The sequence below is a fragment of the Halomonas lysinitropha genome (assembly GCF_902500215.1).
GTDB classification, from domain to species: domain Bacteria; phylum Pseudomonadota; class Gammaproteobacteria; order Pseudomonadales; family Halomonadaceae; genus Halomonas; species Halomonas lysinitropha.
In genome coordinates this window covers 25,538-37,905 of the sequence record NZ_CABVOU010000031.1, presented here as the reverse complement: position 1 = coordinate 37,905, position 12,368 = coordinate 25,538, and the positions used below count along the sequence as shown (strand labels likewise).

Below are 12,368 nucleotides of genomic sequence, written 5' to 3'. Positions count from 1 at the left end.
CTACCCCTCCGAGGAGAGGGGCGCCCGGGGCAGCCTCTCCGGCAGGTGTGCCCGGATCTCCTCGGGGCTCAGTGCCGTGAGGTCCTTGTGCAGCTCGAGCACGATGCACTTCGCGACAGCCTCGGGCAGCGTCTCGCGCAGCAGCCCCAGGAAGCGCGGCGTCGCGCTGAGGATCAGGTGCCGGAAGGCTCCGTCGTGCAGGCCGGCGGCCAGGCGCTCCCCCACCTCATGGGCGAAGCGGATCGCCTCCTGTTCCTTGGGCGAATGGTGCTTGCCCATGGCATGACGTCCCTCGCCCATGGAGTCGAAGGCACGTCCCGGGCTGTCGGCATTCAGGTCGCGGTCATGCAGGCATCCCTCGGGATTGGCCAGGTCCTCCACCTCCTGCAGCGACCCTCTCTGGTCGGATGCCGAGAAGAGCCGTGCCCGTGCCTGGTCGGCGACTACCACCCAGGTGGTGTCCATTTTCGTTCCCTCACGCCAGGGAAGTCGGCACGCCGCGATACCCGGCATGCCGGTCATTCCGGATGGTTACTTGACCTCGACCTTGCGGCGATTGGCCTTCTTGTGCTTGGGCAGCGTCAGTTCGAGGACGCCGTTCTTGAAGCTGGCGGCCGCCTTGTCGGCATCGATCTCGCTGGGCAGGGCCACCGTCCGGGTAAAGGACCCCCGGGAGATCTCGGAGTGGAAGTATTCGCCCTCCTCCTCCTTGCTCTCCTCGCGGTGGTCGCCCTTGATGGTCACCGCGCCGTCGGTCACCGAGACGTCGAGCTCCTCGCGCTCGAAGCCCGGAACCTCGGCACGGACCACCACCTCGGCATCGCGGTCGATGACATCGACCTTCGGCATGCCCTTCTCGAAGGCCGCGAAGCGCTGCCAGAAAGGGGGCTCCCAGCGAGACGGCATACCGCCACGATCAAAGAACGTATCGAGCATGCGCTCGAACTCCCGAAACGGACTCATCGACCGAGACTCGGCCTGCGGTGCAGACGTCTCGGTCGATACGGGGACGTCCCTGGTCTCCTTGGAAGCTTTCTTGGCCATGACGATGACTCCTCGAATGCGGATAAGAAATGGCGAGGCCTATGAAAACTCGAGGGGAGATACACCGGCAACATCGGCCGACGTTCCCCGAACAGGCCCGCCTCATCATCAAGAATAGTCCAGCCCTGCCCGACCGACTTGATACAGATCAGGTTGATACTCGTCATGGGCTGGCACCACCGCTCTACTCGCCAATGTCCTCGTGCCACAGTTCGGGCGAGGCGGCGATGAAGCCCTCCATCAGCTCGATACACTCGGGGTCCTGCAACACCTCCACGTCGACGCCGCGCTCGAGCAGCAGCGCTTCCTCGCCTTGAAAGGTACGATTCTCGCCGATCAACACCTTGGGGATGCCATAGAGCAGAATGGCACCGCTGCACATCGCACAGGGCGAGAGAGTCGTGACCAGGATGCTTTCACGGTAGACCTCGGCCGGATGGCGGCCGGCGTTCTCCAGGGCATCCATCTCGCCGTGCAGCACCGCGCTGCCCAGTTGCACGCGACGATTGTGGCCACGGCCGATGATAACCCCACGATGCACCAGCACCGAGCCGATGGGGATGCCGCCCTCCTCAAGGCTATGGCGAGCCTCCTCGAGCGCGGCGTGCATGAAGCGATCCATTCGCTGACTCCCTTGCGTTATGGTGCCACCCAGCTTACGTCACTCCACACGACCCTCGCCATGGCCGCCGCTGCCTGCCACGATCACATCCCCACACCGAACAGCGCCTGCGCGAGATGGCCAGTGAGGAAAGCCAGGCCCGCCGCCGCACCGCCGATGAGCAGGGTCCGCAGCCCCGATTTCATGACCGGCTGATGATAGACCAGGCTCTTGCCCATCCCGATCAGGAAAAACATCAGCCCGGCCACCGCCAGGCTCGACAGGAACTGTCGAGTGATATCCAGCCCGGGTATCGCATAGGGCAGAAGCGGCATGGCGCCCACCACCAGGAAGGCGACGAAGGTGGCAAGCGCCGACTTCAGCGGGCTCAGTCCCTCGGAGCGAAGGCCATGCTCCTCGGCGACCATGGTCTCCACCCATATTTCACGGTTGCTGCAGATGGTCTCCACCACCCGCTCGAGGGTCTCACCCGCGAGCCCCTTGCGCTGGAAGATCTGACGGATCTCCTCGCGCTCCCCCTCCGGCACCATGTCGATATGGTGGTTTTCACTGCGGCGTACCCCTTCGACATGCTCACGCTGGGCCTGAATCGCCTCGTAGTTGCTGATCGCCATGCTAAAACCATCCGCCAACAGGTTGGCGACCCCCAGTACCAGAGCAACGGTGGCCGAAAATCCCGCCCCGAAGGCGCCGGAGACCACCGCAAAGGTGGTCACACAGCCATCGATGCCGCCGAGGATAGCGTCGGGAATAAGCTGGGCCCGGGATGGCTCACGCAGTCGCCGCTCGATCGCCTCCGGTCGATGCTCGTGCTCCAGCGACTCGCGCCGGCGGTCGTTCATGGGTCACCTCGACATGTCACTCATACTGCTCCCAGCTTGGCATAGACGGCCAGAAGCAGGTAAGGCGCAACACTGCCCCACCCCGCCCAGATTCCAGCACCCCCAAGGCACCGGCCAACAGGCCCGTGTATGATGGTCTGATCCAGGGCGAAATTCGCCAGACGATGCCGGAATGCGTGGAACCCGCTGTACCGTGCCTCATTCGCGCGGCCGTGATACCCCTGCTCATGCCGGGGGATGTCCCGACGAGAGGAGCATGCGATGGACATCGCACTGAAGAACGTCAATCGCGAGAACTTCGAGGCCGTCATCGCGCTGGAGGTAGCAACATCGCAGCGTGGCTATGTGGCTGACAACCTGTACTCCATTGCCGAATCGAGCTTGCATCGGACCTATCAGCCTCGCGCCATCTATTGCGACGGGGAAGTGGTCGGCTTTGTCATGTACGAGCTCTTCAACCACGACGACCGGCCACCCGCCTACAACATCTTCCGTCTCATGGTCGACCGACGCCATCAGGGAAGGGGTATCGGGCATCGTGCCATGCACTGCGTGCTGGAAGAGATCAGGGCACAGGGCGCCTTCGAGCGGATCGCGATCTGCTATGTGCCCGGCAATCAGGTCGCCCGGGATTTCTACGCCAGCCTCGGCTTTCAGGAGAGAGGGCTGAACGAAGCGACCGGCGAGATCATCGCCGAGATCCGCGAGTAACGGGGCAGCGCCGGAATGCCCATGCGGACCGCGCTTGACGAACGGGTGACCGGCGGCCCCAGAATAGACCATCCTCGCCGAAGAGCCTGCCCATGTCCCTGCTGAACGCTATCCTGGCCGTTGCCCTCTCTGCCTCTCCCTGGCTGCTGCTGGGGCTGGTGATGGCCGGGCTGATCAAGGCGCTGGTCTCCGAGGCGCTGCTCAAGCGCTGGGTGGGCGGCCATGGGCTGGGCAGCATTGCCCGCGCGGCGGTAATCGGCGCCCCTCTGCCGCTCTGCTCCTGCGGGGCCATACCCACGGCGCTGGCCATGTATCGCGGCGGCGCATCGCGGGGCCCCGCCACCGCCTTTCTGATCGGCACCCCGGGGATCGGCGTGGACTCCATGGCCATCACCTATGCCCTGCTCGGTCCCTTCATGGCCGTGGCCAGAGCAGCCAGTGCGGTGCTCACCGCCATTGTCACCGGCCTGCTAGTGGGTCGTACCGCCCCGGCGGGTGCACTGGCTAGCGCCGAGCCTCGCACCGAGGCCAGCTGCGGAAGCTGCTGTGCCAGTGACTGTGAGGATTCGCCTGAAGACGCCGACGAGGCCGCGGCGCCGGCACTCGCCGGCCGACTGGCCAGCGGGCTGCGCTATGCCTTCACCGATATCCTCGACGATATCAGCCTCTGGCTACTGGTGGGCCTGCTGGTCGCCGGCGGCCTGATCGCCCTGGTACCGCCACAGCAGCTGGCCGAACTGGGCAGCGGCCTGGGGGCCATGCTGATCATGGCGGTGATCGGGATACCGCTGTACATGTGTGCCACCGCCGCCACCCCCATCGCCGCCGGACTGCTGCTGGCCGGCGTCTCGCCCGGCACCGTGCTGGTCTTCCTGATCGCCGCACCGGTCACCAGCCTGGCCACCCTGGGGGTCTTCCGCCGCGAGATGGGCAACCATGGTCTGGTGGCCTACCTCGTCGGTATCATGGTGAGTGCGGTGCTGCTGGGACTGGGCGTGGATGCCGTGGCAAGCTGGTGGCAGCTCGACATCGCCCGCCAGATCGAGGAAGTCGGCGAGCTGCTGCCGGCCTGGATCGAATGGCTGGGGTTGATCGTGCTGACGGGTCTCGCCGTAAAGCCGCTGCGCCGCACGCTCGCCGGGCACCTGCCCCACCACGCCTGATCTTGCCGCTCCGACTGGACACCGGCGCATGAACCCGCCGGGCGCCAAGATGTCGAGAGAGAGGCCATCATAGGAGGCTATATGACGGATCGCCTGCCCCATCCCCGCGTTCTTGTCTTTGCCGGGAGCAGCCGCACCGGCTCGTACAACAAGGCACTGGCACGCCTGGCGGCCGAGCGCATCGAGCGGCTGGGTGGCCGGCCCACCTTCATCGACCTGCGCGACCATCCCATGCCGCTCTATGATGGCGACCTGGAAGCCCAGCAGGGCCTGCCCGAGAATGCCCTGGTGCTGCGTCGCGGCCTGGCCGACCATGAGGGGCTACTGATCGCCTCGCCCGAGTACAATGGCTTCATCACCCCGCTGCTCAAGAATTCCCTCGACTGGCTGACCCGCCCCCACGAGGGCGAGAGCGGCCTCGCCCTGTTCGAGGGCAAGCTGGCCGCGCTGGTGTCTGCCTCGCCCGGTGGGCTGGGCGGCATCCGCAGTCTGGCGCTGGCCCGCCAGCTGCTGGCCAATATCGGCGTGACGGTGCTCCCCGACCAGCTCGCCGTGGGCCGGGCCGCGGATGCCTTCGACGAAGGCGGCCAACTGCGCGACGAGAAACAGATGGAAAAGCTGGACGCCATCTGCCGGCGGCTGATCGACAGCCTGCACCGGCTGCACGGCTGACCACGGCAAAGAGCGGCCCATGCCAACAGGAACACTACGACCCTGGCGCAGCCGGGTGAAGAACAGCCTGCAGACCCTGCTGATCATGGGCGGGCTGGCCCTGGTGCTGGCGGTGCCCGGCTATCTGCTGGCCGGCGGCCCGGGGATCGTGATGAGTCTGGGCGTCGTGATAGCCGTAGCCCTTGCTGGCAGCTGGGTGCCAGCCCGTTACGTGCTCGCCGAGGCTGGAGCCGGCCTGCTCGACCGCCACCAGGCGCCGAGGCTCTATCGCCTACTCGATACCCTCTACCAACGCGCCGGCCTCACCCAATCCCCACAGCTATTCTACGCCCCCTCGCCGGAGCTCAACGCCTTCGCCGTGGGCACCCGCCACGATGGCGGCATCGCCGTTACCGATGGCCTGATGCGCACCCTGACGCTGCGCCAGCTGGCGGGTGTGCTGGCCCACGAGGTCAGCCACCTTCGCCATGGCGATACCCGGGTGATGTCCATGGCCGCCGCCATGACTCGCCTGACACTGTGGCTGACCACGGTGCTGCAGATCAGTCTGCTGCTGATGCTGCCCATGATTCTGGCCGGTGAGCTTCGACTACCCTGGGGCCTGCTGCTGGTGGTGGCCTTCGCGCCGACCCTGAGCACCCTGCTTCAGCTGGCGCTCTCGCGCAACCGCGAGTACACCGCCGATCTGGACGCCGTGTCCCTGACAGGCGATCCTGAAGGGCTGGCCTCCGCGCTGAACGTCCTGGAGCACTACCAGGGCCGCTGGCTGGCCACGCTGTTTGGCCGCCACCCGCCGGCAGGGCTCGACTGGCTGAGAACCCATCCGCCGACAGACGAGCGCGTCCGCCGGCTGATGAGCGTCGACGAGACGCCGGAACCAGCCCTGCATCATCCTCTGGAGGATCAGGGCCGGGAGCCTGCCGAGATCATCGAACGCCCGGGCCCAATGGGCCGGCGCTACTGGATACGTCGCCGACGCTGAGGTGCTTTCCCTCAACATTACACTGACTCTTACTGACTGCTTCCCACTGACAACTTCCTACCCACGACCAGAACGAGCGAGAAAGAACGTCATGAGTGATACGCAAAAGCCATGGAACAGCCCCATGCCCAACCCGCAGTTCGACCTGATGCGGCGCATCCTGTCGGCACCCAGCCCGGTGGGGCTCGAGGCGGCGATGACCTACGGCGTCCTAAAGCCACACTTCGAGAGCTTTGCTCCCGCGGAGTGGCAGCTGAAGCAGTTCATGGGCCACGCCGGGGTCGTGCTGGACACCCACCCAGGCCGCGACGACCTCTTCAAGGTGATGATCATTGGCCATGCCGACAAGATTCGCATGCAGGTCCGCTCGGTCAGCGAAGACGGCAAGATCTGGATCAATACCGACTCCTTCCTCCCCGGCGTGCTGATCGGTCACGAGGTCACGCTGTTCAGCGAAGACCCCAAGGCGCCCGGCAGCTACCGCCGCATCGAGGGTGGCACCGTGGAGGCACTGGGCGCCATCCACTTTTCCAACCCCGAACAGCGCTCTGGCGACAAGGGCATCAAGAAGGAGCAGATCTACCTCGACCTACAGATCCACGGCGAGAACAAGAAGCAGCAGGTGGAGAACCTGGGAGTGCGGCCTGGTGATTCGATCATCCTCGACCGGCCCATCCGACCCGGCTTCAGCCCGGACACCTTCTACGGCGCCTACCTGGACAACGGCCTGGGCTGCTTCGCCACCGCCGAGGTCGCCAGGCTGATTGCCGAGGCGGGCGGCACCAGCCAGGTGCGCGTGCTGTTCACCATCGCCAGCTACGAGGAGATCGGCCGCTTCGGCAGCCGCGTGATGGCCGGTGAGTTGCACCCCGATGCCATCATCGCCGTGGACGTGAACCACGACTATGTCGCCGCACCGGGGATCGGCGATCGGCGCATGCAGCCGCTGGAAATGGGCAAGGGATTTACCATGTCGGTGGGCGCCATCGCCAGCGAACAGCTCAACCGCATCGTCGAGACCGCTGCCCGGGAACATGACATCCCCATGCAACGCGACATCGTCGGGGTGGACACCGGCACGGACGGCATGGCCGGTGTACTCGCGGCCGTGGACTGCGCGGCAACCTCCATCGGCTTCCCGATCCGCAACATGCACACCATCTCCGAGACCGGCTACACCAAGGACGTGATCGCGGCAATCCATGCCATCACCCATACCGTGCAGGCGCTGGACGCGCTGCCGAACCCGCATCAGGAGTTCCGCGACAACCACCCGCGCCTGGACCAGGCCGGGCCGCTGACGCACCAGGGCAGCGACAAAGCCGAGACAAACGAGAAGTAAGCATCGACATCGGGTAGAACGCATGCAGCAGGGCGGGCCTCGGGCCCGCCCTGCTGTTTTTGGGGGAGTTCGGGTGAACCGGATCAACCGAACTCGCATCCGGCGCCGTCTGCCGAGAGCGCTATCGCTTTCCGGGCCTGGGGGTAAGCAGCACTGCCAGCGCCTCTGCCAGCACTGGGGCCATGGCAATGGCATTGCTCTCGTGGGCGATGCAGTCGGTACTCCAGACCTCACCGACGCCGGCCGACTGGATCACCGCCAAGGCATCGCCGGCAAACAGCGCATGGGTAATCGCCACGTCCACCGAGGCGGCGCCGGCAGCGGTCAGCGACTCGGCCGCACGAGCGACGGTATGACCGGAACTCGCCACGTCGTCCATCAGCACTATCTGGCGGCCGGCCACCTCGATGTCCGGCAGTTCGATCGCCACGTTGCGGTCGCCGTTGCGGGTCTTGCGGCAGGTACCGAAATCGAAGCCGGTCATTTCGGCAGCCTGGCGAACCCACTGCAGCGCTTCCTCGTCCGGCCCCAGCAGCAGGGGATTGCGGCGTTTCTCGGCAATCAGTTCGGCCAGGCGCGGGGCGCCGTGGAGCGCGATGGCGTGTTCGAGGGGAATTGCCTGGTCCAGGCGCTCGATACGGTGCAGGTGCGGATCCACGGTGATCACGGCGTCGAACAGCTCGGCGAGGAAGCCCCCGACGATGGTCTGGCTGACGATCTCACCGGAATGGAAGGCGATATCCTGGCGCATGTAGGCGAGATAGGGTGCCACCAGCACCAGGCGCGTCACGCCCTGCCGCCGAGCATGACGCGCCAGCAGCAGCAGCTCGATGAGCTTCGCGTTGGGTCGGTCGAGGCTGCGATAGAGCACCAGCGTCTCGGGGAAAGCCTCCGACTCGGTGAAGGGCAGCCGGAGCTTGAGCTCCTCGTCGGGGAAGCGGTGGCGTTCGACCGTGTGGGCGGGCAGGCCTGCCGCCTCGGCAAGACGACGCGCCGGGGCCATTTCGTCCTGGAAATACAGCAGTGCGCACGTCATCGGGCCTCCTTGTTCAGAATTCGACGTTGAGCCGGATGATCTCGTCGGCGTGGCCGATGGCGATGCCGGATTCCCGCTCGGTGGACTGGTGCGCGAAGGTCAGCTCGTTGCGATAGGCGGCGTGCACGCGATACAGCGGCTGGCCCGTCGTTACCGGGTCGCCGATGCACCTGAACAATTCCACCCCCGCCCCTGCCGCCTTGGGCGCACCGGCCAGTCGAGCGATGCGTGCCAGCTTGATGTTGTCGATGCCGGTCACCACGCCGTCCGCCGTGGCCAGTACCTCGAAGCGGTGAGGAGCCAGCGGCGGGTTTTCCGGATCGAAGGGCTTCGCGCCCTGAGCCTCGATGATCGCCCGCATCTTCTCGGCGGCACGGCCGTCATCCAGGATATCGCGGGCCATCCCGAAGCCGGCGCCGCCGCGAACGTCCGGATCGAACTCCAGCATTCGCCCGGCCAGGCGCAATGCCTTAAGGCGCAGGTCCATGGGCGCCTCGGCATGGTGGGTGAGCACTCGCATCGCATCGCGGGCTTCCAGCACGGGGCCAATGCCGCGTCCCACCGGCTGACTGCCGTCGGTAATCACCACATCCAGGGTCAAGCCCATGCACCCGGCCACGAACTCGAAGAGCCGGCGCAGCTGTCGCGCCTCGGGCATGGAGCGCACCTTGGCATGGGGGCCCACGGGGATATCGAGCAGCAGATGCGTGGACCCCGCGGCCACCTTCTTGGAGAGAATGGAGGCGACCATCTGGCCCGGTGAATCGAGGGAAAGCGGGCGCTCCACCGAGATCAGCACGTCGTCGGCGGGTGAAAGCTCACTGGTACCCCCCCAGGCCAGGCAGCCGCGATGGGTGCGCACGATGTCGCCCAGTACGTCGAAGGGCAGATCGACGTTGGCCAGCACTTCCATGGTATCGGCGGTGCCCGAGGGGGAGGTGATGGCCCGCGAGGAGGTCTTGGGACACAGCAAGCCGTGGGCAGCGACGATGGGCACCACCAGCATGGACGTGCGATTGCCCGGAATGCCGCCGATGCAGTGCTTGTCGACCACAGGATGCTCGTGCCAGTCGAGACGGCGCCCGACCCGGCTCATCGCATCGCTCAGGTAGAAGACCTCCTCGCGATCGAGCTCGCCGCGGTCGCAGCCGATCACGAAGGCCGACAGTTCAATCTTGGAATAGCGCAGCTCGGCGATGTCGCGGATGATGTGCCGGAAGTCTTCCCGCGATAGCCGCTCGCCGGCGAGCTTGCGGTGCAGGGCGGGAATCGAGGCCGGGGGCTCTGCCTGGGAGACGCTCACGGGATGGCCCTCGGCCAAACCGAGGGCCTCGAAGGCGTCTTCGGAAAGGCCGAGCTGCTGGCAGTCGACGATGGCGGCATCGTCCACCACGTTGAGGCTTGCCAGGATGCGCTGGCCGTTGGCGCGAATCTCCACCTTGGAGAGCGCCTGGAAGCCCTCGGCACGATAGAGGTCGCACTCGCGGTGCAGGTAGGCCACGTTCTCGCGGTAAGTATCGATACCAACCCGCTTGAGCGAGAGCGGTGAGAGGGTATCGTCCAGGGCTTCCGCCCGCGTGGCATCGGGGGTTGTCATGACAGCCTTCCTAGCAGGGGAGGTGCGATCTGCCGGGCCGCGCATCCCGCGTGTGACACGTAGCACTATCCTAGCAGCGCCCCGCCGGGCCGTCATTGGGCCGCGGCTCGGGCCGTGACGGCGGTCCCGCGATCGCGCTAGGCTTTCCATATCTCGACAAAAGGACCCCTGCCGTGCTCGATGCTGCTCTGGATGCCGGCCACCTCTGGGCCGTGGCCATCACCCTGATCGCCGTCGTGGCCTGCATCCTGCTGCACTACGAGGTGTCGCTGAGGCTCTGGCAGCGCCTGGAACGGTCGCACAGCACGCTGCGTCGCCGCTTTCTCAAGCTGACCTTCGGCCTCTTCGCCGCCCACGTCACCGAGATCTGGATCTTCGCCGTGGCCATGGCCCTGCTCGGCGAGCACCCGCTGGCCGGTGGACTATCGGGCATCGGCGCCGTCAACTTCCTCGACTACGTCTACTTCTCGGCGATCACCTACACCACCCTGGGCTATGGCGACCTCTTCCCCACCGGCCCGATCCGCTTCATGACGGGTACCGAGGCACTGATCGGCTTCATGCTGATCACCTGGTCGGCCTCGCTCACCTTCCTCGAGATGCAGCGTCACTGGTCGGCCCGGCAGGAGCGCTGAGCCATTCCCGGCCAGGAGGATGCTACCGCGTGCGGCCATGCGCCGGTTCAGGGCAGGCGCCCCTCCTGGGCCAGGCGACGCCTGACCCAGCGGTCATACAGCCAGCGAAGCACCGGCTTGAGCCCCGGCAGGCCAATCACCCAGGCAACGGGTTTCAGCCGTGGCACCCGGCGCATCAGCAGCACATAGGCGTCGATGCCCTCCCGGATGCGCCCGCGCTCCTCTTCCACATGCAGGGAGAGCAGCGCCGCCTGCGGATCGACGCCCTTCTCGCGCAGCGTCGCCTGGTGCTCGGTCACATCGCACCACGCCACCTGACGGCCTGCCTCCCCCGCCCAGCGCTCGTAGCGGGTACGATCCCGCCGGCATACGGGGCAGATGCCGTCGTAGTAGACCTTCAGCGGTGGCAGTTCGGACATCAGGGTTTCTCCTTGCTTCGAAGTCGAGCGGTAGTGACCAACTGACCTGACACACCGTTGTCATGTTCGAACGCCAGGCTCTAGGAGAGTGCCACAGGAGCCCACCGTCATGCCTCAGCGCAAACCACTCAGCCCCGCAGAGCAAGCATTCCTCACGCGGCTGGCCCATGGCAATGCGCTGAGCCTGCAGCATCAGGCCGAACGGGACGCGCCGAGCACTCACTTCCTCTTCGCGGCAGGCCACTGGCGCCGCAACTCCTGGCCAGGGCGTTCGACCTGATCCACGTGCATACCCCCTTCGTGGCGCACAGCGCCGGCATCGGCCTGGGAGAACGGCTGGGCCTTCCCGTGGTGGCGACGTACCACACCCTCTTCGAGGAGTACCTGCACCACTTCGTGCGCTGGCTACCACGACGCGAGACGCTTCCCCGCCGGGGCCCAAGTCATGCCATCCGGTGGCACGAGGACACCCAGGCGGCCAGGCGACCAGGCTGGTGACGTTGTACCTCACCAGTACGCGGGATCGCCGAACGCCGTGACGCAGCATGGGACACCGGCCAGGACCGTCATCTCATGCCCATTCAGCCCCTGGCCGAGCCAGCCTTCCGGCTGGGACAGCCTGAACGGCGCCGACACCCTCGACTCGGCGACCGGCGTGAAGCCGACACGCGAATAGAACGCCGGATCCCCGTAGGTGAAGACTCGCGTCACGCCCCTCTCCTTGAGCCGCTCGAGGCCGAAGCGTATCAGGCGCTGCCCGATGCCCCTGCCCTGGTGATCGGGTCGCACCCCCACCGGTGACAGCAGGAAGGCCTCCACCGGGGCATCGAACGTGAGCCTCGAGAAGAAGATGCCTGCCACGACACGGCCCTTCTCCATGGCCACGAATCCCAGGACATCCCGCGGGTCGGTATCAACCATCAGGTGGCGCACCAGTCTACCTACCACTTCGCCTTCTGCCGGCCCCTCCGAGTGGGAGAATGTCGTCACAAACAGCGCCTCGATCTCTGCCGCCTGCGACGCATCAAACCCTGCCAATGTCATTTTCTAGGCCCCCTGCCGGCTTCACCATGACCGTGCAGCACGCTGCATGCAGGAAAATGGACGGTCAAAGTGCGCCTGTATCGAACACATGTGGCTGCTTTAGACCATTATGCATAGCACCCAATGATGAATAGTGACACAGCGGCGAGCATGCCTGTGCCCACTTAGCACAGCCCCAGGTATGAATGCGGGCTTTGGGGCAGCAGTTATGCAAGGGCGTATTAACCCGTCGCGTAACGACATCGCCCATCCTACATGG

At 65.8% G+C, this 12,368-nt stretch carries 16 protein-coding genes; 8 read left to right on the top strand and 8 right to left on the bottom strand.

What is annotated here, in order from left to right; translation table 11 throughout:
- The 4 genes from HALO32_RS08250 to HALO32_RS08235 form a co-directional block, all read right to left on the bottom strand.
- Positions 1 to 465 carry a host attachment protein gene (locus HALO32_RS08250; protein WP_151443316.1) on the bottom strand — a complete coding sequence of 155 codons (465 nt, stop codon included), beginning with the start codon at positions 463 to 465 and terminating at the stop codon, positions 1 to 3.
- Positions 466 to 531: 66 nt separating this feature from the next.
- Positions 532 to 1,044, bottom strand: coding sequence for an Hsp20/alpha crystallin family protein (locus HALO32_RS08245; protein ID WP_151443315.1), 513 nt, complete (start codon positions 1,042 to 1,044; stop codon positions 532 to 534).
- Positions 1,045 to 1,228: 184 nt separating this feature from the next.
- Entirely contained in the window at positions 1,229 to 1,666 is a 438-nt protein-coding gene (locus HALO32_RS08240) for a nucleoside deaminase (RefSeq protein ID WP_151443314.1), read from the bottom strand.
- An 83-nt stretch (positions 1,667 to 1,749) separates the two neighbouring features.
- Entirely contained in the window at positions 1,750 to 2,508 is a 759-nt protein-coding gene (locus tag HALO32_RS08235; RefSeq protein WP_151443313.1) for a VIT1/CCC1 transporter family protein, read from the bottom strand.
- A 261-nt stretch (positions 2,509 to 2,769) separates the two neighbouring features.
- Here HALO32_RS08235 and HALO32_RS08230 point away from each other — a divergent pair, with 261 nt between their 5' ends.
- The 5 genes from HALO32_RS08230 (at position 2,770) to HALO32_RS08210 (ending at position 7,378) form a co-directional block, all read left to right on the top strand.
- Positions 2,770 to 3,219: a GNAT family N-acetyltransferase gene (locus HALO32_RS08230; protein WP_192576468.1), complete on the top strand. Its 450-nt coding sequence runs from the start codon at positions 2,770 to 2,772 to the stop codon at positions 3,217 to 3,219.
- Between the two features lie 92 nt (positions 3,220 to 3,311).
- Positions 3,312 to 4,382 (top strand): SO_0444 family Cu/Zn efflux transporter, encoded by a 1,071-nt coding sequence (locus HALO32_RS08225; protein WP_225809850.1) that lies wholly within the window; start codon positions 3,312 to 3,314, stop codon positions 4,380 to 4,382.
- A gap of 81 nt (positions 4,383 to 4,463) precedes the next feature.
- Entirely contained in the window at positions 4,464 to 5,054 is a 591-nt protein-coding gene (locus HALO32_RS08220) for an NADPH-dependent FMN reductase (RefSeq protein WP_151443310.1), read from the top strand.
- A 19-nt stretch (positions 5,055 to 5,073) separates the two neighbouring features.
- Positions 5,074 to 6,036 (top strand): zinc metalloprotease HtpX, encoded by a 963-nt coding sequence (locus HALO32_RS08215; RefSeq protein WP_151443309.1) that lies wholly within the window; start codon positions 5,074 to 5,076, stop codon positions 6,034 to 6,036.
- Positions 6,037 to 6,127: 91 nt separating this feature from the next.
- Positions 6,128 to 7,378: a M20/M25/M40 family metallo-hydrolase gene (locus HALO32_RS08210; RefSeq protein WP_151443308.1), complete on the top strand. Its 1,251-nt coding sequence runs from the start codon at positions 6,128 to 6,130 to the stop codon at positions 7,376 to 7,378.
- Between the two features lie 121 nt (positions 7,379 to 7,499).
- On the opposite strand, the gene HALO32_RS08205 is transcribed toward HALO32_RS08210, so the two are convergent.
- Both HALO32_RS08205 and HALO32_RS08200 read right to left on the bottom strand, forming a co-directional pair.
- Positions 7,500 to 8,414 carry a ribose-phosphate diphosphokinase gene (locus HALO32_RS08205; RefSeq protein ID WP_151443307.1) on the bottom strand — a complete coding sequence of 305 codons (915 nt, stop codon included), beginning with the start codon at positions 8,412 to 8,414 and terminating at the stop codon, positions 7,500 to 7,502.
- 13 nt (positions 8,415 to 8,427) lie between these two features.
- A complete protein-coding gene (locus HALO32_RS08200; protein ID WP_151443306.1) occupies positions 8,428 to 10,011 on the bottom strand; it encodes a thymidine phosphorylase family protein in 1,584 nt (527 codons plus the stop codon).
- Between the two features lie 173 nt (positions 10,012 to 10,184).
- Here HALO32_RS08200 and HALO32_RS08195 point away from each other — a divergent pair, with 173 nt between their 5' ends.
- Positions 10,185 to 10,646 carry a potassium channel family protein gene (locus HALO32_RS08195; RefSeq protein ID WP_151443305.1) on the top strand — a complete coding sequence of 154 codons (462 nt, stop codon included), beginning with the start codon at positions 10,185 to 10,187 and terminating at the stop codon, positions 10,644 to 10,646.
- 47 nt (positions 10,647 to 10,693) lie between these two features.
- On the opposite strand, the gene HALO32_RS08190 is transcribed toward HALO32_RS08195, so the two are convergent.
- A complete protein-coding gene (locus tag HALO32_RS08190) occupies positions 10,694 to 11,065 on the bottom strand; it encodes a thiol-disulfide oxidoreductase DCC family protein (RefSeq protein WP_151443304.1) in 372 nt (123 codons plus the stop codon).
- 109 nt (positions 11,066 to 11,174) lie between these two features.
- Here HALO32_RS08190 and HALO32_RS17960 point away from each other — a divergent pair, with 109 nt between their 5' ends.
- Together HALO32_RS17960 and HALO32_RS08185 are read left to right on the top strand one after the other, a co-directional pair.
- Positions 11,175 to 11,345 (top strand): hypothetical protein, encoded by a 171-nt coding sequence (locus HALO32_RS17960; RefSeq protein ID WP_192576467.1) that lies wholly within the window; start codon positions 11,175 to 11,177, stop codon positions 11,343 to 11,345.
- Positions 11,309 to 11,563: a glycosyltransferase gene (locus HALO32_RS08185; protein ID WP_225809859.1), complete on the top strand. Its 255-nt coding sequence runs from the start codon at positions 11,309 to 11,311 to the stop codon at positions 11,561 to 11,563. The genes HALO32_RS17960 and HALO32_RS08185 overlap by 37 nt, the downstream gene beginning before the upstream one ends.
- A gap of 9 nt (positions 11,564 to 11,572) precedes the next feature.
- On the opposite strand, the gene HALO32_RS08180 is transcribed toward HALO32_RS08185, so the two are convergent.
- Entirely contained in the window at positions 11,573 to 12,109 is a 537-nt protein-coding gene (locus HALO32_RS08180; protein ID WP_151443303.1) for a GNAT family N-acetyltransferase, read from the bottom strand.
- Between the last annotated feature and the right edge of the window lie 259 nt (positions 12,110 to 12,368).